General features: G+C 59.7%; 23 protein-coding genes and 1 pseudogene. 12 read left to right on the top strand and 12 right to left on the bottom strand.

What is annotated here, in order from left to right; all coding sequences use genetic code 11:
* The coding region (locus G0A00_RS24995) for a hypothetical protein (RefSeq protein WP_164185118.1) at positions 1 to 488 on the bottom strand (488 nt) is incomplete at its 3' end.
* Positions 489 to 537: 49 nt separating this feature from the next.
* Here G0A00_RS24995 and G0A00_RS24990 point away from each other — a divergent pair.
* Complete coding sequence (locus G0A00_RS24990; RefSeq protein ID WP_164185120.1) at positions 538 to 768, top strand: hypothetical protein; 231 nt, start codon at positions 538 to 540, stop codon at positions 766 to 768.
* Between the two features lie 59 nt (positions 769 to 827).
* Positions 828 to 1,118 carry a hypothetical protein gene (locus G0A00_RS24985; RefSeq protein ID WP_164185122.1) on the top strand — a complete coding sequence of 97 codons (291 nt, stop codon included), beginning with the start codon at positions 828 to 830 and terminating at the stop codon, positions 1,116 to 1,118.
* A 317-nt stretch (positions 1,119 to 1,435) separates the two neighbouring features.
* On the opposite strand, the gene G0A00_RS24980 is transcribed toward G0A00_RS24985, so the two are convergent.
* Positions 1,436 to 1,759 (bottom strand): metalloregulator ArsR/SmtB family transcription factor, encoded by a 324-nt coding sequence (locus G0A00_RS24980; RefSeq protein ID WP_164185162.1) that lies wholly within the window; start codon positions 1,757 to 1,759, stop codon positions 1,436 to 1,438.
* 536 nt (positions 1,760 to 2,295) lie between these two features.
* Between G0A00_RS24980 and G0A00_RS24975 the strand changes: the two genes are divergently transcribed.
* From G0A00_RS24975 to G0A00_RS24965, 3 genes are all read left to right on the top strand, one after another.
* A complete protein-coding gene (locus tag G0A00_RS24975) occupies positions 2,296 to 2,580 on the top strand; it encodes a CopG family ribbon-helix-helix protein (protein WP_164185124.1) in 285 nt (94 codons plus the stop codon).
* A complete protein-coding gene (locus tag G0A00_RS24970; protein WP_164185126.1) occupies positions 2,568 to 2,759 on the top strand; it encodes a hypothetical protein in 192 nt (63 codons plus the stop codon). Before G0A00_RS24975 ends, G0A00_RS24970 begins: the two co-directional genes overlap by 13 nt.
* A gap of 530 nt (positions 2,760 to 3,289) precedes the next feature.
* Positions 3,290 to 3,727 carry a helix-turn-helix domain-containing protein gene (locus G0A00_RS24965; RefSeq protein WP_164185128.1) on the top strand — a complete coding sequence of 146 codons (438 nt, stop codon included), beginning with the start codon at positions 3,290 to 3,292 and terminating at the stop codon, positions 3,725 to 3,727.
* Positions 3,728 to 3,730: 3 nt separating this feature from the next.
* On the opposite strand, the gene trfA is transcribed toward G0A00_RS24965, so the two are convergent.
* A complete protein-coding gene (gene trfA, locus G0A00_RS24960; RefSeq protein WP_164185130.1) occupies positions 3,731 to 4,738 on the bottom strand; it encodes a plasmid replication initiator TrfA in 1,008 nt (335 codons plus the stop codon).
* A gap of 305 nt (positions 4,739 to 5,043) precedes the next feature.
* On the opposite strand from trfA, the gene G0A00_RS24955 reads away from it, so the two are divergent.
* Together G0A00_RS24955 and G0A00_RS24950 are read left to right on the top strand one after the other, a co-directional pair.
* Positions 5,044 to 5,304 (top strand): CopG family ribbon-helix-helix protein, encoded by a 261-nt coding sequence (locus G0A00_RS24955; RefSeq protein ID WP_164185132.1) that lies wholly within the window; start codon positions 5,044 to 5,046, stop codon positions 5,302 to 5,304.
* Positions 5,301 to 5,609: a type II toxin-antitoxin system RelE/ParE family toxin gene (locus tag G0A00_RS24950; RefSeq protein WP_164185134.1), complete on the top strand. Its 309-nt coding sequence runs from the start codon at positions 5,301 to 5,303 to the stop codon at positions 5,607 to 5,609. Before G0A00_RS24955 ends, G0A00_RS24950 begins: the two co-directional genes overlap by 4 nt.
* Before the next feature lie 15 nt (positions 5,610 to 5,624).
* Here the strand turns inward: G0A00_RS24950 and G0A00_RS24945 are convergent, their stop codons facing one another.
* Entirely contained in the window at positions 5,625 to 6,173 is a 549-nt protein-coding gene (locus tag G0A00_RS24945; RefSeq protein ID WP_164185136.1) for a hypothetical protein, read from the bottom strand.
* The gene (locus tag G0A00_RS24940; protein WP_164185138.1) at positions 6,170 to 6,430 is read right to left on the bottom strand and encodes a hypothetical protein; all 261 of its coding nucleotides are present in this window, start codon (positions 6,428 to 6,430) and stop codon (positions 6,170 to 6,172) included. Before G0A00_RS24940 ends, G0A00_RS24945 begins: the two co-directional genes overlap by 4 nt.
* A gap of 152 nt (positions 6,431 to 6,582) precedes the next feature.
* On the opposite strand from G0A00_RS24940, the gene mobQ (G0A00_RS24935) reads away from it, so the two are divergent.
* A complete protein-coding gene (gene mobQ / locus G0A00_RS24935; RefSeq protein WP_164185140.1) occupies positions 6,583 to 7,812 on the top strand; it encodes a MobQ family relaxase in 1,230 nt (409 codons plus the stop codon).
* 40 nt (positions 7,813 to 7,852) lie between these two features.
* Here the strand turns inward: mobQ (G0A00_RS24935) and G0A00_RS26925 are convergent, their stop codons facing one another.
* Both G0A00_RS26925 and G0A00_RS24925 read right to left on the bottom strand, forming a co-directional pair.
* Positions 7,853 to 8,230, bottom strand: coding sequence for a c-type cytochrome (locus G0A00_RS26925; RefSeq protein WP_164185142.1), 378 nt, complete (start codon positions 8,228 to 8,230; stop codon positions 7,853 to 7,855).
* Between the two features lie 745 nt (positions 8,231 to 8,975).
* The gene (locus G0A00_RS24925) at positions 8,976 to 9,953 is read right to left on the bottom strand and encodes a hypothetical protein (protein ID WP_164214282.1); all 978 of its coding nucleotides are present in this window, start codon (positions 9,951 to 9,953) and stop codon (positions 8,976 to 8,978) included.
* On the opposite strand from G0A00_RS24925, the gene G0A00_RS26835 reads away from it, so the two are divergent.
* Positions 9,888 to 10,034, top strand: coding sequence for a hypothetical protein (locus G0A00_RS26835; RefSeq protein ID WP_368667747.1), 147 nt, complete (start codon positions 9,888 to 9,890; stop codon positions 10,032 to 10,034). The genes G0A00_RS24925 and G0A00_RS26835 overlap by 66 nt on opposite strands.
* A 43-nt stretch (positions 10,035 to 10,077) precedes the next feature.
* Here the strand turns inward: G0A00_RS26835 and G0A00_RS24920 are convergent, their stop codons facing one another.
* On the bottom strand, positions 10,078 to 10,683 hold the full coding sequence (locus G0A00_RS24920; RefSeq protein ID WP_164185146.1) for a site-specific integrase: 606 nt from the start codon (positions 10,681 to 10,683) through the stop codon (positions 10,078 to 10,080).
* 182 nt (positions 10,684 to 10,865) lie between these two features.
* The gene (locus G0A00_RS26920; RefSeq protein ID WP_368667746.1) at positions 10,866 to 11,201 is read right to left on the bottom strand and encodes a cytochrome c; all 336 of its coding nucleotides are present in this window, start codon (positions 11,199 to 11,201) and stop codon (positions 10,866 to 10,868) included.
* 1,329 nt (positions 11,202 to 12,530) lie between these two features.
* Here G0A00_RS26920 and G0A00_RS26650 point away from each other — a divergent pair.
* Positions 12,531 to 12,701: pseudogene (locus tag G0A00_RS26650) on the top strand (IS5/IS1182 family transposase); the annotation flags it as partial.
* A 256-nt stretch (positions 12,702 to 12,957) separates the two neighbouring features.
* Here the strand turns inward: G0A00_RS26650 and G0A00_RS24915 are convergent.
* From G0A00_RS24915 to mobQ (G0A00_RS24905), 3 genes are read right to left on the bottom strand one after another with little or no spacing between them, the layout of a single operon-like run.
* A complete protein-coding gene (locus tag G0A00_RS24915; protein ID WP_164185148.1) occupies positions 12,958 to 13,380 on the bottom strand; it encodes a hypothetical protein in 423 nt (140 codons plus the stop codon).
* A gap of 36 nt (positions 13,381 to 13,416) precedes the next feature.
* Positions 13,417 to 13,680: a hypothetical protein gene (locus G0A00_RS24910; RefSeq protein WP_164185150.1), complete on the bottom strand. Its 264-nt coding sequence runs from the start codon at positions 13,678 to 13,680 to the stop codon at positions 13,417 to 13,419.
* Positions 13,681 to 13,701: 21 nt separating this feature from the next.
* The gene (mobQ, locus tag G0A00_RS24905; RefSeq protein ID WP_164185152.1) at positions 13,702 to 14,892 is read right to left on the bottom strand and encodes a MobQ family relaxase; all 1,191 of its coding nucleotides are present in this window, start codon (positions 14,890 to 14,892) and stop codon (positions 13,702 to 13,704) included.
* Between the two features lie 231 nt (positions 14,893 to 15,123).
* On the opposite strand from mobQ (G0A00_RS24905), the gene G0A00_RS24900 reads away from it, so the two are divergent.
* On the top strand, positions 15,124 to 15,414 hold the full coding sequence (locus tag G0A00_RS24900; protein WP_164185154.1) for a hypothetical protein: 291 nt from the start codon (positions 15,124 to 15,126) through the stop codon (positions 15,412 to 15,414).
* Positions 15,411 to 17,255 carry a type IV secretory system conjugative DNA transfer family protein gene (locus G0A00_RS24895; RefSeq protein WP_164185156.1) on the top strand — a complete coding sequence of 615 codons (1,845 nt, stop codon included), beginning with the start codon at positions 15,411 to 15,413 and terminating at the stop codon, positions 17,253 to 17,255. The genes G0A00_RS24900 and G0A00_RS24895 overlap by 4 nt, the downstream gene beginning before the upstream one ends.
* The last annotated feature ends 179 nt before the right edge of the window (positions 17,256 to 17,434 follow it).

Here is a 17,434-nt window from a genome sequence, read left to right as displayed (position 1 = left end):
AGGTCCGCGTCCTGAAGCGCGTAGACGATGGAGCGATCCAGCTTTTGAAGCAAGAATTGGCGCGGATCTCCGGCGCCGCCGCGCTCGATCCATCGCTGTAGTGTGTGGCGCGTCAAAACGACGATGGAGTCTTTAGTCTCCTTGGCCGTAAGCTGACGTAGAATGTAGCGCACCAGGTCCTGCCTGAAGCCATCTTGCTGATCGGCATAGCGCAACTCCGAGTCCCGCCGGGCTCCGCGAATGACCACCTCGAGGGCCCGGGTCCGATCTTGCTTGGTTGCCCGTGCGGCGGCGCATCCTGGGTGCCGGGCAATGCGTTTTGCCGCGCGTTGCAAAGCAACGAGGCTGCGCCCGCTCTTTGCGGTCAATGCAGCCGCTATGATATCGACTTTCGGCTCTTGCTCTGCCGCTTGGACAATCAGGTCCGTGGTCAGCCCACGGGCCCAGTGCGTGCGGGCTGCCGCCGCAGATACGTCATGCAGGATCATCGGGGATAAGATCGCTGGTTTGAAATGCCCGTCAAGGGGAGCAAAGACAGTGAACCTGACCTTTGGTCACGGGCCTGACCAGGACCGGCCTGCCGATCTCGCGACGCCCTTGCCCGCCTTTTCCGGAAAAGAGCGCGACAGCCTGCGTGAGAGGCTGTCAGCCTACCGGGAAGAGCAGGAGCTCGATGAACGACGCACGACGCAGGAGCAGGAGCTCGAAAATGATCTCGAACAGGAGCGCCATGCCATCCGTGATCGGGGGTATGACCATGGTTTGTAGGTTATGGCCAAAGCACAAATCTCTTGCTGACTGAGGAGGTCTGTAGCGAAGATGTTCAAATGGCTTCTCGCACCCCCAAGTATCCGGAACTCGCCTGGTTTCGAATAGATCAAAATTGGAGAAGATGGTCGCAAGATGTGCAGGCGCACTTTATGGCGCGCCTGACTGAGGCGGTGTTCAGTGGCGACGACATCGGGGATAGCGTCAACACACTGATCGTCATCTTTGTTCGCGAAATGCGTGAGGACGATATTCCCCACGAGGTGAGAGCCGCCTTTGCGACCGAGTACTTCGAGCGCCGCGATGAGTTCTTGAACTATGCGGCTAGCGTCAAAAAACGGATCATTTAAGTGTGCTGATAAAAGGACCGGATCACGATCCAAACTTATTTTCAGGGAGTGAAGCAGGTCATTCAAAGCGCTTGCACATCACGGAGTGTCTGTATTCCTACTATTCTCGGCCTATGCTCCATAAACGCAGAGGTGGAGGGTGAGTGCAGCGGGCGGGCCGGGGTTGCCACCCAAAGCGTTCCTCTCGCGGGACAGGAGAAATTGTCCGCCTGAGCTTTCTATCCCGCTGCACTCAAAAGAATATTACGCCAGGTGAGGTATGCTCGCTATGTGTTTAGAGCGTCCTTGGGCTGTGTGCAGCCAAAAGATCACGGAGTTCAGGTTTGGGGGACGCGCTTCTGGAGGTCTGCAGCGGACCGAGGCTTTTCGCAAAACAGCCTGTGAAGCAGGCCGATGACTTCGGCGGTTTCTCCTGACGCGAGCCTGTAGAAGACCACCTTGCCGTTGCGTCGGGTTTTCACGAGGCCGTCCTCGCGTAACCGCGCGAGCATTTGGCTGGTCGCTGCTTGGCGCGCACCAACATGGTTCATGAGCTCCCCCACAGATTTCTCTCCGGCGCAGAGATGGCACAGGATCATCAAGCGCTGCTCATGCGAGAGAGACTTGAGGAAGCTGACAGCTTCAGCCGCGCTGCGTGACATGTCCTCGGAGAGAGGCGTGGGGGTGATCGGCACTGCTTCAGACACTATGAATTCTGCGCTAGAAACGGACAAAAAACCGGCGCCATGGAAACAGACGGCACACAGACAGCCTCATGCTGAGAATGGCATGTGTCAATGTTTTTGAGCCAGGAGCCAGCGGGTGTCGTGGCACATCCTAGCTGCAGCGCGGCGTGCAGAGGTCTTCAAGCGATGCTATCGTTCTCAAGAGCGCGACGCTCCGTCGTGGCGAGAGCGCGACGGGAGGGGGCCACTTTGACGGAGGCCTGGTGGGGACGTGATGCAGATCTTCCTCGCAAGCAGGCCGTCGCGCTCACCATCGTCTCGTACACCTCCCCTTTGGCACAACCCCGAGACGAGGGTGGGCCGCGCTGTTGCGCGCCCCATAAAACCCGTTCCCCGACTCCCAGCTACTCAGGGTTGATCCGGTCAGGTCTCCGCGACGCTGGAGACCTCTCTGGTTCCAGTTCTGGGCCTATAAAAGAGGTATTACCTCGTAATACCCAAGGAGCGATTCCATGCCTGCTACCCATCCCGTCGCGGTGAAGCTGGACGCCGATGTTCACGCTCGGATGCGCCAGCTTGCCAAGGCGCAGCACCGCACTCCGCACTACCTGATGCGGGAAGCGATCGCCCAATATGTCGAGCGCGAGGAAAAGCGCGAAGCGTTCCGGCAGGAGGCCGTAGAGGCATGGTCGGCATATCAGGCCACTGGTCTGCACGTCACCCAAGCCGAAGCGGACGACTGGCTGGCCCAGCTCGAGGCCGGCCAGGACGTGGAGCCTCCTGAATGCCACACCTGATCTGGACGCCGCAGGCCCTGGCGGGTGTCCGGCGCTGCCATAATTTCCTGGCTCCGAAAAAACCGGGGCGGTTCATGGAAGGGCGCGACACCTCAAAAAAACAAAAAAATTATATGTTTATGTATGGTTTTGGAGAAAATCACATCTGGCATGCTCCGGGTCCGCTCACTCCCTCTTAAGTGCTTCTGGCTATGAGCTTCTTTGCGGTGGACAGTCCCGCGACAAAGGCCTCGGCTTCGTACTTGGCGGCGAGAAGTGCGCACTGTCGACCGCCGTGTGCAGCGATACCAAGCGAAGGTTCGAACCTTCTAAGTAGGCGGCCGCACCCTATAACGAGAAATGCGACTGCGATGTTTTCGGCGCAGGCAAAGTCATTGGAGTTAACAGGCACTACTCTTGCAGCAGTCGAAGTATTCGCAGGTACACTGGTCAAACGGGTCTCCCTGAGGTGTAAAAAAATCACCTGTTGACTTATGATCACCTTGTTTCTGAGAGACGACCCAGGAGTGACGAAATCATTTCTGTATATGCTTTTAGTTGTCTTTACGATGATCGGCGAGGGTCTAACGTATCGGCCTTGCGCGCTTGCGAGAGAGCTTCTCTGGCGAGGCGTTTGGAGATCGCGCCAACAGGGTGTAACATCTGTAACTGTAAGCCTCACGGCTAGGTGAGGAGAATTGCAACCCCTTGGGAGTGAGCGGTTACACCCATGAGTTACACCTTAGGAGAAGCTGCGAAAGCGGCCGGTTTCAGTAAGCCAACGCTCTCGAGGGCGATAAAAAACGGGAAGCTAAGCGCAAAACGTCTGGATGACGGTTCCTACAGCATAGACGCGGCTGAGCTGGATAGGTGGAAGGATGCTAACGGGCACAGAAATAGTGCCGTGAAGAAAATTACAACCCCTAATGAAACACATGAAATACCCCTTGGAACCAGTGTGTTGCAGGCCGAAGTTGAGAAACTTCGCGCCCAAGTTCAGGCCGACCAGCGCGAACGCGGTTTTCTCGAACAGCGTATCGAGGATTTGAGAGAACGGGCCGAGCGGGCGGAGCGCAAGGAAGACCAGCTCCATGCGCTCCTGGTCGATCTGCGGCCACAAGCGCCATCTGAGCCGCGCAAGGGGTTCTGGGGGCGGTTGTTCGGGTAGCCGTCAGCGCAGGCTGTCCTGTTTTCCGCAATAGGCGACGAAGGCTGCGCCGGTGTTGTTCGGCGGATTGCCCTTGGCTGTTTCAGCCTGCGCGAAGGCAAGCCAGTCAGAGCGCAGTGCGTAGTAGTCCCGACCTTTTTCTCTGGCGATGGCGCGGGCCTTTTCTTCGGCCCAGGCTGGCAGAGAGATGGAGGGCGCAGCCTGAGCTTTGAATTGGCGAGGCCGGACGTTCACCAAGTCGTTGTCGTCCAGTTCGAAGCGATAGAAGGGCGTCACGTCAGCCTTGATGATTTCGCGCAGGTTATGCCGAAACCGTTTGATGGGGGCGTTGCTGCCTGTCTTGTTCTGGAGCGTTGTCAGGCCAATCTGCCATTTCGGCTTGTTGCCACAGTGCTTCCGCGCGATTTCGTAAAGGCGGCGTTCCAGCGGGCGGCGCAGTCGGAAATAGTCGTTCGAGATGGTCACAACCTGGTCAGACTCGATAGCCCTCATGAGCCAGCGCGATAGCTTTACCTCGCAGTAATCCAGCCGGAACCTCTCATCGTCCGTGCGGACGAAGCCACCCTCGTCGATCAGCGAGAAAATCCGCGTCTCGATCTTCCCGCCTGTTCGGACGTTGGTGACGAACTGCGTCCCCTGCAGGCGAGCAAAAGCGTTCTCAAGGCGCTTGTAGTGATCGCCCCCGATCTGCCGGTTGGTCGCCACGCACAGCTCGCGGGCCGAGAAGCGTACGGTTTCCCCGATAGCTTCGCCCCGGTTCTTTCGGTGCATGAGCTGGCTAATAACGAAAATCAAAATGTCCTTGTCGAAGATGGTTGGCAGCCCGAGACCAGACGGTCTGATCTTCACGACGTTATCACCGCTCCGATATTCGAGGTGCCGCATGTCTGGTTTCGTCGCCAGAGAGAACAGCGGATGTTCCATCGTCGCCATGTCGTCCTTCGGTACAGCATCCGCGATATCCAAGACGAAGAAGTCGAGGTTTGGGTGGCGATCGGGAAGCAAACTCATGCGTGAACCTTTGGCCTATCAGGAACTTTTAGGTTTGGCCTATCAGGAACCAGTTAGATTGGGCAAGGCGTTTGGCCCTTTCGGAACCAGAATTTGGCCCTTTCGGAACCAGAATTTGGCCCTTTCGGAACCCTGTGGATGGTTTCTTGTTTCTATATCATGTGGTTAAGGCCGATTTTTTGGCTCGTAACACTACTCCGTAGGTAACAATATTAACACTAGGGTGGTTCACCGACCTCGCGCTTTGCAAAAGCTTCGGAATAGTCTATGTGTTCAGATGTACACATCCTGAGAAAGAACAGGCCATGCCCGCCAGCACCACCATGACGATCCGCCTGGATCCCCAGCTAAAGGCGAAGCTCGGAAGATTGGCGGACGGAACCCGCCGCAGCCGATCCTTCCTCGCGGCTGAAGCGGTGGAAGCCTACGTGGATCGCGAACTGGCCATCATTGATGGTATCGAGCGCGGGCTTGCCGACGTGGAAGCCGGTCGCACCGTCAGCCATGACGATGCGATGGCATCCATACGACAAGCGATTGAGGATGCAGCTGGCAGCACCGCATGAGGCGACCCGTTCGCTGGTCCACCGAGGCGTTGGCCGATCTTGCAGATCAGCTTTCCTACATTGCCCGCCACAACCCCACAGCAGCACGTCGCGTGGCCGATGTCATTGATAGAACGGCCCTGGCCCTGGGCGAGATGCCGACAGGGCGTCCAGGTCGGGTGGCAGGAACCTACGAAAAATCCGTGACGCGTCTGCCCTACATCCTCGCTTACGTGATTAGTCAGGCGGGCGGCGAAGAAATCCTGGCGATTGTTCGGGTAATCCACACGTCGCGCGACTGGCCTGCCGCGCAATGGCCGGAGTGACCCCTGTCACCGGTTCTACTCTGTGATCCAGAAGGCGCAGAAGCTCGACCCGTCGTCCTGATCGACCACCTGCCCGCCAAACCATGATCGCCCACAGTTGTACCGCACCAGGTCATCAACCGAGAGCGCAGACTTTGTGGTTTCCATCCCATAGGCCAGCAGGAGGCCCAGAACGACGCCTGTGGCGAGCATGGAGGCCAACCAGACCCAGAACCCCCCGAAGTAGCGCCAGGCCTCTCTACGGGCTTCTCCGGCGGCCTGTGTGAGGTTCCGGGCGGCGTCGATGCTCTCGTCATGGGCCTTCAGGATGGCGTCTCTAGCGGCCTTCTCGGCGGCTTTGGTGGCTTCTTCCTTGAGGTACGCAGCGACGGTCACCAAGCGGTTGTCGATGGCTTGGTGGACCTCGGAAGCGGCCCTGTGCATCCGGTCGACCCCTTCGGCCAACTTCTTGTGCAGGGCCTGGGCGTCCTTCTTGTCGAGGCTGGTGCGTTGGAGCTGGTCCATGTCCTTGCGGATCAGGGTCAGCTCATCGGCGAGGATCTGGAACGGGTCTTTGGCGCTCATTGTCGCTCTGCCTTCGCTGCCACGTCATCCAATTCCCCCAGGAGGCCGACGATCTCTTTCTGATCGACGTCCCGGGTGACAGCCCGGCGAAGAAGCGCCCCGAGCGCCCGGGCCTTTTCGGGGTCCTTCAGCGCGTTGGAGATGGCGACCGATCCGACGATGATCTTGCGGCGGGTCTCGCTGGCCTTCTGCCTCTCCTTCAGCCGGGCAAGCTTGGCCTGCGTCTCCGCAATTTGCTGATCGATACTGCGCGCCATTCTTACCTCCGCACGATTGAGAACGGTTGATTTCTCGCAAAGGTTGATTCATGGTGCAACCACGAAGTGCCCACTTATACAAACGCTTAGCGTTTGTGTGGGCGGGGGAGACTGGCGTTTCCCCTCGACCCCTAAGCGAAGTGCGGCCCCAAATGGCGATCTATCATCTTAGAGCCACGATGATCTCCCGCAGTCAGGGCCGCTCCGCCACGGCGGCTATCGCCTACCGTGCGGCGGAGCGTATCGAAGATCACCGTACGGGGCTGACCTTCGATTACGCGGGGCGCAGCGGCGTCGATCACACCGAAATCCTCGCGCCGGCGCACTCCCCGGATTGGGCCTACGACCGTTCCGAGCTGTGGAACCAGGTCGAGCGCGCCGAGACCCGGAAGAACAGCCAGGTGGCCCGCGAGGTGCGCGTGGCCCTGCCTGCCGAGCTGACCCACGCGCAGCGGGTCGAGCTGGTCCGGGACTTCGCCCAGGAACAGTTCGTGGATCGCGGCATGGTCGCGGATATCGCCCTGCACGCGCCCGGGCGCGACGGCGATGATCGCAACCACCACGCCCACATCCTGCTCACCACCCGCGAGATCGGCGCCGAGGGGTTCACCACCAAGAACCGCGACTGGAACAAGGTTGAGCTCCTCGAGCATTGGCGCGAGGCCTGGGCGCTTGGCAGCAACCACGCCCTCGAGCGCGCCGGCCTCGAGGAGCGCATCGACCACCGCACGCTCGAGGCGCAGCGGGAGGAGGCGCTGGAATGGGCGGCCGAGGCGCGGGAGCGCGGCGACGAGGGCACGGAGCTGCGCGAGACCGTGCGAGCGATCTCGCTGGACCGCGAGCCGCTGCCGCAGCTCTCACCGGGCGCATGGCAGATGAAGGAGCGTGGCCACGAGGTCGGCCGAGTGCGTGCCTGGCACGAGATCAAAGAGCAGGCGGTCGAGGTGGCCCGCATGGCGCGGGAGCTGGCGGGGCATGTCCGGGACTGGCTCGACCATGCCGCCGAGCGCACCTTGGATCGCCTAGGTGGCGGGCGCGCCGAGCTGACGCTGTCCGGTGGTCCTGATTGGCGGGATCGGCCTGCAGATCTCGCGACGCGCCTGCGCGAGGCCTGGGCCGATCGCCAGGAACGGCAACAGGAGCTGCCGGAGGTTGAAGCGCCCGAACGGGATACCTCTGAAGGCCTTGCCGCACGGCTACGTTCTGCCTTTTCCCGGGTAGACCGCGACTCTCTCAGAGAACAGCTCTCGAGCTATAGACAGGAACGAGAGGATTACGAGGTGAGCGCAGCCCAAGAGCGGCAGCGGGAAAAGCACCTCGAAAACGACCTCGAGCAGGAGCGTCATGCCGTCCGTGATCGGGGATATGACCACGAACTGTAAGCGTCAGGCTGCTGCGGCGTCTACAAAGTGCCAACCAGCGTCAGCGAGGACCAGGTTCATCACTGAGCCATGTGTTTAAATCTCTTTGGTAGCGTCGCTCTCGCTCCGACCAGTGAGATTTGATCCACTCTAGGAGTTCTCGGAACTCCTTCTCCGAGTATTCGCCTTGCAGGCTTGGTCCGGCGTGCCCAAACCCAGGACGTGCAGCTCGTCGCATCGTTCTCAAAAGCATGTGGTCCGAGTGATGCGAAGTGTGTCCCGTTCCGTCCAGCGGAGGTGCAGCTGTGCGACTGTCGAAAACTGCGAGGCGCCAGCCATGTTGGCCTTCGAGAGCATTGCCGTGGCAATACGCACACTCGTTTGCGTACAGTTCCGCAGCTTGAGAGCTATCTCGGCGGGTGTCCCAAACGTAGCCCATCCCCACAGCCGCCGAAACAAACGTCAGCGACGCCAGCAGGGCGGGGAGGCTTATTCTCATTCGTATTTTTAGATATGTTTGGAATTTTGCAGAGCTGCCAAGCGGACCTGCGCGATTTGGTCTGCCTCAGTGACCCTCCGCATCATTGCTTCGAGCTCTTCTCGAAGCCCTGCCAAGGCGTCCACCCGATGGACTTTGGGGTTGCAGAGAGGAATTTCGCTCAGAGTTGCAGAGGCCGCAGAGAGCTGCTCTTGGAGAGATTTCGCTGCCTCAAGGTATGCGAGGAGATCGCGGTCTGCGTTCGGCATGAAAGGCAACCAGGGGAGTTTTCTCCAAAATGAAACACCTTAAAGTAGTTTTCAAGCTCTGTTGAGGAGTGCAGCTTAAGTGTTTGCATGCTGCAGCTTTGCTGAAACTCAACGCGCCCGAGATTCAGGTCAGGTGACGCGCTCACTCTCTTTTTGATTGCACGTGAAGCCATACTGCTCCCAAGAAAAATTGGAGCGTGATCCGTCGTCGATACCAGGCCCGGAGTTTTTGGTCCTGATCCCCCACCACTCACGGAGTGGATCGCGCTCACCGCCTTGCCATTTTGAAGCCATGAGAATCGCTTGTCCGTGATATCGTGATAGGGAGCGCGACGAGCGCGCCCTGCGGTGGGACGGAGCTAATCACACTGCGGCCGGCGCGGCGTCAGAGATGACCCCCGGTTACGGGCTCGCCGCGCTCACTTGTTCAGACAAACTTAGGACACGTCCCGCGTTGCGCGCGGGCGGAAGAGATCTGGGAAGTCACGCGCGGCCGCGAAGAGGCCTTGGTCGACGGCGTGATTGCGATACGCGATCTGCGCCCCGCTCATCATGTCCTGGCCCAAGTATGTGAGGAAGGTTAGCAGGCTGCGATACTTCACGTGTGGAGATTGGGTAGCAAATCCAGAAAGCCCCGCAATCCATAATCCGCCGCGCTCATCGGGCACGCCGAAGCGAGCAGACTGTGCTCTCTGATCGTGTAAGTTCGCCGCGCGAATTTCGGAGGTGGCAGTGATCAGGTCCGCGTCCTGAAGCGCGTAGACGATGGAGCGATCCAGCTTTTGAAGCAAGAATTGGCGCGGATCTCCGGCGCCGCCGCGCTCGATCCATCGCTGTAGTGTGTGGCGCGTCAAAACGACGATGGAGTCTTCAGTCTCCTTGGTCCTAACCTGACGTAAAATGTAGCGCACCAGGTCTTGCCTAAAGCCGTCTTGCTGATCGGTATAGCGCAACTCTGAGTCCCGCCGGGCACCTCGAATGACGACCTCAAGGGTCCGGGTCCGGTCTTGCTTGGTTGCCCTCGCAGCGACGCATCCTGGGTGCCGGCCGATGCGTTTTGCGGCGCGTTGCAAAGCAACCAGGCTGAAACCACTCTTTGCGGTCAGTGCTTGCGCAATGATGTCGGCTTTTGGCTCTTGATCCGTCGCCCGGACAATCAGGGCCGTGGTCAACCCGCGGGCCCAGTGCGTGCGGGCCGCCGCCGCAGATACGTCATACAAGGTCATCAGCGATAAGATCGGCGGTTTGAAATGCTCGTCAAGGGAAGCAAAGACAGTGAATTTGATTCTTTGGTCCCCGGCCCGCCGGAGCTCTGACACCAATCCGGCGAACGCGACTTCACCGGAGGCATCACTAAGGCGGGCGACACGGGCTTGCGCTGCACGCTCTGTCAGGTAGCGGCCGTCTTGCTGCATCGGGGACGTACTGAACGCGAACCAGGACGACAGACATTGAATCTAGTTTACAGCATAGGACTCAGCACCTCAAAGCGATAGCCCTTTTTCACCTCTCACTAGCGCGGTCACCGAATTCGCGCCCCTAGCGCCACATCCGGGCGGCGATATCCTGCTCTTCGCGGCCGACGGCATCGGCATAGATCGCCGTCGTGCTGAGCTGGGCATGGCCGAGCCAGCGCTGCAGCATGTGCAGAGGCACGCCCTGGACCACGGCATGCACGCCGAAGCCATGCCTCAGCCCCTTGGGCGAGCGGTGCGGCGCATCGGGAACGCCCGCCTCGATCATGACGCCCTTCACGATCTGCCAGACCCGTACCCGGCCGAGTTCCCAGATGGGCAGGGCGGCCTTCTTCCGCGAGCGCTGCGCCTCGCGAATGCCATGCGCGGTGTTGAGCGTGTCGAGGAACTCCGCCGGAACCGGCACGCTGCGGAAGATCACCTTCTGCCGCCCGGAAGCATCCTTGCGCTTCTTCAGGCTGCGGATCGTAATAATGCCGCCGGAGAGATCGACGCGGGCCGGGGTGATCTCGAAGAGCTCGGAGGGCCGGCAGCCGGTCCAGTGCAGCATCTCGCAGAGCGTGCGGTCACGGGCGGGCTGCCGCCGCGCCGCGGCGAGGAAGGCGGCGCGCTCCTCGGCGTTGAGATAGAGCCGATTTCCGGCGGGGTCGTGCAGGCGCATTTCGGACATGGTAAGCAGATTGCCCGAATTCTGTTTACCCGGGAAGATGGAAAGCCGCCGCGGAGCCCGGGCGCGAGGACCAGGGAGCGTCTCTCGAGTGAACACTATTGGTAATAGTGTTCACTCTTGTTTGGGCCGGTAGCTATGCCAGTGCATGGTCTCGAAAGCCAAAGCAAGACCTGGAAATTTTATCACCCCCCCTTGTGAAAGAATTTCCCCAAACTCACCTCATTCAGGCGCCGCTGATAACTACGATGACTACGCGACCAATGGCTTTTCATCCAATTCAACAGAGCTTCGTAATCTTCATATTCATATCTTTTACTAAACCCACCTTCAACGTGACCCTTCATACTTCCGGATACGTTCATCATTGCTTCAATCAGGTACCTATCTGCATGCTGCCACGCGTGTCCGGAGTTATCTAAAGGCGGAGCGAGAACGTCCCTCCCGAATTCACTCGGCTGCCAACCTGACTCCCCTTCAAGTCTATCCCCATGACACGAAGCGCATTCATTCAGGTACATAGAGCTTGCCCTATTTGACTTTTCTGCGCCATCAATCACCCGAAAACCGTAGCCGCTAAGTGCAATAATAGTGCATATTAAAAAGCCCCACCACATCCGCATGACTGACCTCTAAATCTCAATCGGCTGAGGTAGGCCGCTGGCGCGACTTCCATCCTTCCAGCGCCTGCCTGTATATCCACACATCTTTGCCAATGGCAATCATTAAGCGGCATGCGGCCTCCATAGAGGCTGCGTACTGATTTTCAGTTTTAGCTAAGCGCTGCGAGTTATATTTCGCAGTTTTATAGGTCGCCCTGGCTACCAACGACATTGCTCCATTCCAGCTTTAGGAGATTATGAGCACAAGAAATAGACGGCTAATACCCCACTTTCTGGGGGCATATTTCAACCACACTTACGACACATTTTAAGTGACTTAGCCTCTTCACGATACACCTTGCACCGCCGAGGTGCATAGCTACTCCCCGCTCCTTGCACAATATAGGATGTGCTCTGGACACTTCACTCGATCGACCCAAAAGAATACGCCCTATATCCAAAGGTATATATTAGATACACCTTTTAAGTAAATTGGATTCACTAGCCACCACATGGAAATAAGAATCCTAGACATCCACCTCGTACTATAACTTTCATCTATAATTAAACTTCCTCCCATGTCACCGACGATCATTCAGCAAAGACCCATAGATACAGACATTTTCGACAAGCCTCGAGATGTTGCGTCACGTGCAATTTTCTCGTTGTAAATCTCGCCAACAATAGGTAACAGCCAAGAACCTCTGGGATTAATAGAAATCCAAGATTAAGGCGAAAATACTATAAAATAGTGCGTCACAGATCTCACAATTATTATTGAGGTAGAAATTAGTCAATGGAGATAAATGCACTGACACTCACAGGAGCGAAAATTGAAGAATTCATTCTTCGATAGATACTTCGACCACCCCCACATCATTACCAAACACCAACACAGAGATAAAGGATCGCCTCCCATGGAATCAAACTCAAGTGAGTTAAAAAGAACTATATCAGACGAAAATTGCCCCACTTTATACTGCCATTGCGATGACTATGTAGATACTACGCTATCTGCTCTTCTGGTCTTGTCAGTGATCTTCGTTGCGTTTTCTTACCGGGCGTGGCAAAAGTAATTTATAGATGAGCGTGGTTGTGCGTTTTTTTTGCTATGCAAAATTTATCAACAGCGCGCAGTTCTAACCGGCTGCTAAGTGCTGCCGCCTCGACGCCTGTTGCGAAGCATGATCTACCTTGCCACCGCAAAGACTGAGGTGAGGATACAGGGAAGGCGACAAAACAACCTCATTGTTCAACTACGTCGGTCTTAGTGATCCCATTTCGGCGCGGCACCCGCTTCGCAGGACTAAGCCGTTGTCAGCGATGCGCTCGCTGGATGCCAAAATCGACCGGCTCTATGCGGGTGAGAATCGCCCTTCCAGCGCACCGGAGCAGTCGATCCGGAACAGCCTGCTGCAGACCACCGCATCGCGGAGGTCCGTCTTTACACGGCCGTCTGCCTTATGCGGAATGAGCGAGGGCGCGACGACGATGCACTCATGCCTCCTCTCAACGGGTTGCAGGCGAAGTCCGCAGGGCCCAGCTCCATAGCTGAAACCCAACTGGCTGTCGCTCCCAGCCGAATCCTCCCCCTGCCGAAGGACACGATCGGGGCGCGATCATGGGGTCCAAGAGATGCACGCCCTGCTGAAGGGGCTATGCGCTGACTAAGCCGCTACCGCCGAAACGGCCACCAGCCTCCCCCCTTTCGGGTGTCACGCGCCTCGATGAATCGTCTCTCGAATTCGTGGTTCGCCGGCAGACTTTCCACGGTCAGCAGCCACAGGGTCCTGTCATGGGGCCATCCGGCAGGTCGCCAATCAAGGAGCTGCACGCCCACGACCTTCATGCAATCGGGAAAGTGGAGCCACGGCACCTCGTCAACATAGGCGTCAGGGGACAGCCTGTCCGCGCAGAGGACACGCCCATCAATGCTAACGTCATTTCGGAAGGTGAACCCGTCCGCCTGCGAGTGATCCAGGAAGGTAAACCGAACGGTCTCTTCGCTTCCTGGTCCCATGCCATTGGCCGCGAGCCAATCGCCACAGGCGGGCGGCTTTTCCGCGTCGAGCACGACACGCCATTGCTTTGGTGACATCGCTTCACTCCTCTCGCGAACGGGTATTCTCAAACATCACGCTGCGTCCTGAACCGGACGCAGCTTCAGGCCCAAGGGTTGGTCGCGCCCTTCGCCTCCGAAGGACGCCGGCGCTATCGCCACGCCAATCTCCCAGAGAGCGGACCGCAACACACCCTGAGCCAGCATGTCCGCAGCCCTCTGGCCGTACACCGCCACGAATGCCTCGAGGGTCGCAAACTCCTGCGTGCCGCCTTCAGAAATGCGCCAGGCCATCGCTGTCACGGCGGGCTGGTCCTTATGGTAGGGATGTTCGGACACGACACAGGCCCTTTCTAAAAATCATCGTTCTCGATCGCGATCCCGGTCGCGGCCAGAGCCGCGCTCTTGCCCGGTGTCGCGGTGGCGGCCGAGGATGGCATTGCGCCGATCTTGATCGGGCGCCTCTGGCGCCGCGCGCTCTTGGCCCGCATTTGGCCTCTGCTGTTCGGGAGCTGCAACCTCTCGGCCCAAAACGGCGGCCCGTCGCTGATCAAGATCGCCGCGTTCGTCACGCCCATCCCCGTCCCGGCCCTGCGGCCGCTCTACCTCGCCCATAACCCTCTCCTTGATCCTCGACATGGCACCTTCCGCCCGCTCCCAGAGCTGCCCCAGCCGCTCGCGGGCCGAGGCGACGAAAGCGCGGCCGCGCTCCCTCAACTCAAGGCGCAGCTCAAGCTGCCGCCAGCCCATCTCCTGGCGCTGCGCGTTCCGCGCCTGTGCAGCCCGGAACGCATCGCCGCGCTCCGTGGCAATCCCGCGCTTCTCCTGCGCATAGGCCGACGGCCCAATCTTAGGCTCGGGCTCGCGGCTGAGCTCGACCACCTTCTTCTCGTGCTCGAGCTCCAAATCGTCCTGGCGGCTCTCCCGCGCCCGCTCCGCCTGTCGCGCGGCTTCAGCACGTTGAACATCGAGCGAGCGGTGATCGATCCGCTCAGACCGCCCTGCCCGCTCGAGCGCCCGGTTCGCATCTCGCGCCCAGGCCTCCCGCCAGCCCACCAGCAGGTCCGGCGCGTTCCAGCTCCGGTCCTTCTTGCCGAACCCCTCGCCGATCAGCTCCCGCATGCTGAGCATGACGTGGGCATGCGGCTGACCATGCCCATCCCGGGCCTTGCCCTCGTGCACCGCCACATCCGCGATCATGCCGCGGCCGACAAATTCACGCTCTACGAACCCGCGTAGAAGCTCGAGCCGGCTTTCCCGATCGAGCTCGCGCGGCAGCGCGAGTTCGATCTCGCGAGCCAGCTGCGCATCCCGCCGTTTCTCCACCGCCTCAACCGCATTCCAGAGCTGGTCGCGATCCCGCATCCACTCCGGCGCATTCGCCGGTGCCATGATCTCGGAATGCACCACGCCGCCCTTGCGGCTGTAGTCATGCTCACGCCCCTGCCGCGCATCTCTCAGTCGGCCGCCAGACCGATAGGCCGCGGCCGCAACAGAGGACCGTCCCCCGGCGCGGCTGATGACTTTGGCACTGAGATGATAGATCGCCACGGCGGACGGACCTCGCTGCAAACAGGGTCCAGCGCCTGTCGGCGCTGGTCGGGAGATCGAGGGTGGAAACCCTCGTCAGGCGGCATCGCCGCCTTGGGGGGAAGCCGTCCGGCGCGGGGGCGGAGCCCCCCTGAGGACGCGACATTGCGCAGCAATGTATAAGCGCGCATTTAGAGCTGTTCAACACAAATCACTATCGCTAGGGTTGCATCGACTTTGCGAGGGTGCCCCATGTCCCAAAGACGCCTGCCCGACGCCGGGCTAGAAGAGCTGGCCGAGAAGAAAGCCCAACTCGACGCCCGGATCGCAGCGGCCGATGCCAGGCGTCGTCTCACGCAAAAGAAAGACGAAGACCGCATCAAATTCCTTCTAGGCAATTTGGTCTTCGACAATTTGAGCGACGATCCTGCGCTGCAGGCGCTGGTGCGTCGCGAGCTGCCAGAGCGCCTCACTGACCGCGATCGAGACCGTGGGCTCTGGCAGCTTCTCTTCCCCGACGATACCAAAGAGGACCGGCCATGACCTTCATCCTGGAAACCCGCCACTGGGCGATCATGGCCGGCGCCGTCCTCGCAGCCGCGGCTGTGGTGTTTCTCCTGCCCCAGCTGATCGCCATCTACCCAATGACCACCTACGCCGCGCCCATCGCCGCGGCCGCCGTCATCCTCGACACCCTCGGGATCGCCGCAGAGCGCCACAGGACGCCGCTGAGGGCCCTCGCCTGGGTGTGCCTGGTCGGAGCCACCCTCGTCGCCCTGATGCCCCTCAGAGGGCTCCTGAGCGACATGCAGGCGGCGTACCAATCCTGGATTGTCGCTGGCTGGCCCTTTCCGCGCGCCATCTGGGAAAGCCTCAAGCAGCTGGCGCGCTATCCCGAGCCCCACCAGCAGGCGATCGCGATCTCCTTCGCCATGGGCGCCATGGGGCTCGCGGTGGCGATCCGCCAGCCGATCATGACCGTGTTCAACCCGAAGATCGGCCGGAATCGGAAATCCCGCACCGGGCCGTGGCAAGCCGGCTGGATGGATCCCCGCGATGTCGCCCACATGGCGCGCAACAAGACCGGCCTGCCGCTGGCGCTGCACAAGGGCAAGATCCTGCGCTACCTGCCGAGTGGCGATAAGCTCTGGCGGCCAGGCCACCACATGGTCGTCGCAGGCACCCGGGGCGGCAAAGGCATCAGCGCGGTGATCCCGGCGATCCTCGACCACCAGGGGCCGGCCGTGGTGTTGGACATTAAGGGCGAGAACTTCGCGGTCACCCGGCGCTATCGCCAGGAGCTCGGCCGCAAGGTGGCCGTGCTGAACCCCTTCGGCCTCATCGAAGCGCCCAGCGATCAGTTTAACCCGCTCGATTACATCCGCCCCGACTACCTCGCCCGCGACGTGGCGCTGGTCGCAGACGGGCTCGTGAAGCCCGAGCACGGCGATGGCGCCCACTTCTCAGAAATGGGCCGGCAGCTGATCGCCGCGGCGGTTGAAGTGGTCGTGACCCAGGAGGAGCCCGAGCGCCGCAACCTGATCACCGTGGCGGACCTGTTGCTCGCCGCCGATCTGGATGCGACGCTCGAGGCCTGGGCGGAAAACGCGGATCTCGTTGGGCACCGCCCCGCCCAGACCGCGGCCACCATCCTGCGCGCCGGCGATCGGGAGCGTGGCTCGATCCAGACCGCCGTCTCGAAAGCCTTCGAATGGATGCAGTCGGACGAGATGCGGCGCTTTGTCGAACGCTCGAGCTTCCGGCTGAGCGATCTGCTCGTGGACAAGCTCGATCTCTTCATCGTCGTCCCGCTCGACCAGGTCGACAAGCAGGCGGTGTTCATGCGCCTCTTCATCAACATGGTTCTCGGCGTTGTGGTGCGCCAGGACGGGCACAGCAAGGTCACGGCCCCGATCCTGCTCGTCCTCGATGAGTTCGTCCGCATGGGGCGGATGGAGCAGGTCATCAACATCGCCACCGTCGCCGCCGGCGTTGGGTTCGAAGCTCTCTTCGTCACGCAGGATCTCGGCCAGGTCGAGAAGGCCTACGGGCGCGAAGACACCCGGGCCATCCTTGGCTCCTGCATCACCAAGCGCATGTTCAACATCAACGACATCGAAACCGCCGAGTGGACGGCGCGCCATCTCGGAGACAGCACGGTGTTTTCTCAGCAAATTCGCGAAGGCAAGGAGCTACACGAGGGCCGGGATTATTCCTACTCGGAGCAGCGCCAGAAGCTGATGACAGGCGAGCAGATTCAGGGGATGCCAGCCGATGAGCTCCTGCTGCTCGTGGGCAACCGAAATCCGCTCCGAGCGAAGCAGAACATCTACTTCAAGAACAAGACTTACGAGGGGCGGTTTGATCGGAATCCGCTGAACTGAGAGGTTGGACGTTGAAATTTTGTTACAGGCTTTGCGTTCTGAGGGAGTTAAATAGAGTTATAATAGAGTTACACCCTGGAAGGTGGCCTGCAAGACCTTGAAAAGAAAAATTTTTTCAAAAATGTCGGTGTGTGAAATGACGAAGTTTGGTGTGTGAAATGACGAAGTTTGGTGTGTGA

It is taken from the genome of Salipiger sp. PrR002 (genome assembly GCF_010500775.1).
Taxonomy (GTDB): Bacteria; Pseudomonadota; Alphaproteobacteria; order Rhodobacterales; family Rhodobacteraceae; genus Salipiger.
The sequence above is the reverse complement of the archived record's forward strand: the minus strand, read 5'-3'. Positions and strand labels throughout refer to the sequence as shown.

What these genes read in the sequence shown, in the direction of transcription:
- G0A00_RS24925 (WP_164214282.1), bottom strand. Translation starts at nt 9,953, where the DNA reads ATGCAGCAAGACGGCCGCTACCTGACAGAGCGTGCAGCGCAAGCCCGT.
- G0A00_RS24980 (WP_164185162.1), bottom strand. Translation starts at nt 1,759, where the DNA reads ATGTCACGCAGCGCGGCTGAAGCTGTCAGCTTCCTCAAGTCTCTCTCG.
- G0A00_RS24915 (WP_164185148.1), bottom strand. Translation starts at nt 13,380, where the DNA reads ATGTCACCAAAGCAATGGCGTGTCGTGCTCGACGCGGAAAAGCCGCCC.
- G0A00_RS24900 (WP_164185154.1), top strand. Translation starts at nt 15,124, where the DNA reads ATGTCCCAAAGACGCCTGCCCGACGCCGGGCTAGAAGAGCTGGCCGAG.
- trfA (WP_164185130.1), bottom strand. Translation starts at nt 4,738, where the DNA reads ATGAGTTTGCTTCCCGATCGCCACCCAAACCTCGACTTCTTCGTCTTG.
- G0A00_RS24945 (WP_164185136.1), bottom strand. Translation starts at nt 6,173, where the DNA reads ATGAGCGCCAAAGACCCGTTCCAGATCCTCGCCGATGAGCTGACCCTG.
- G0A00_RS24950 (WP_164185134.1), top strand. Translation starts at nt 5,301, where the DNA reads ATGAGGCGACCCGTTCGCTGGTCCACCGAGGCGTTGGCCGATCTTGCA.
- G0A00_RS26920 (WP_368667746.1), bottom strand. Translation starts at nt 11,201, where the DNA reads ATGTACCTGAATGAATGCGCTTCGTGTCATGGGGATAGACTTGAAGGG.
- G0A00_RS24895 (WP_164185156.1), top strand. Translation starts at nt 15,411, where the DNA reads ATGACCTTCATCCTGGAAACCCGCCACTGGGCGATCATGGCCGGCGCC.
- G0A00_RS24940 (WP_164185138.1), bottom strand. Translation starts at nt 6,430, where the DNA reads ATGGCGCGCAGTATCGATCAGCAAATTGCGGAGACGCAGGCCAAGCTT.
- G0A00_RS24985 (WP_164185122.1), top strand. Translation starts at nt 828, where the DNA reads ATGGCTTCTCGCACCCCCAAGTATCCGGAACTCGCCTGGTTTCGAATA.
- G0A00_RS26925 (WP_164185142.1), bottom strand. Translation starts at nt 8,230, where the DNA reads ATGGGCTACGTTTGGGACACCCGCCGAGATAGCTCTCAAGCTGCGGAA.
- G0A00_RS24965 (WP_164185128.1), top strand. Translation starts at nt 3,290, where the DNA reads ATGAGTTACACCTTAGGAGAAGCTGCGAAAGCGGCCGGTTTCAGTAAG.
- mobQ (WP_164185140.1), top strand. Translation starts at nt 6,583, where the DNA reads ATGGCGATCTATCATCTTAGAGCCACGATGATCTCCCGCAGTCAGGGC.
- G0A00_RS24975 (WP_164185124.1), top strand. Translation starts at nt 2,296, where the DNA reads ATGCCTGCTACCCATCCCGTCGCGGTGAAGCTGGACGCCGATGTTCAC.
- G0A00_RS24920 (WP_164185146.1), bottom strand. Translation starts at nt 10,683, where the DNA reads ATGTCCGAAATGCGCCTGCACGACCCCGCCGGAAATCGGCTCTATCTC.
- G0A00_RS24955 (WP_164185132.1), top strand. Translation starts at nt 5,044, where the DNA reads ATGCCCGCCAGCACCACCATGACGATCCGCCTGGATCCCCAGCTAAAG.
- G0A00_RS24970 (WP_164185126.1), top strand. Translation starts at nt 2,568, where the DNA reads ATGCCACACCTGATCTGGACGCCGCAGGCCCTGGCGGGTGTCCGGCGC.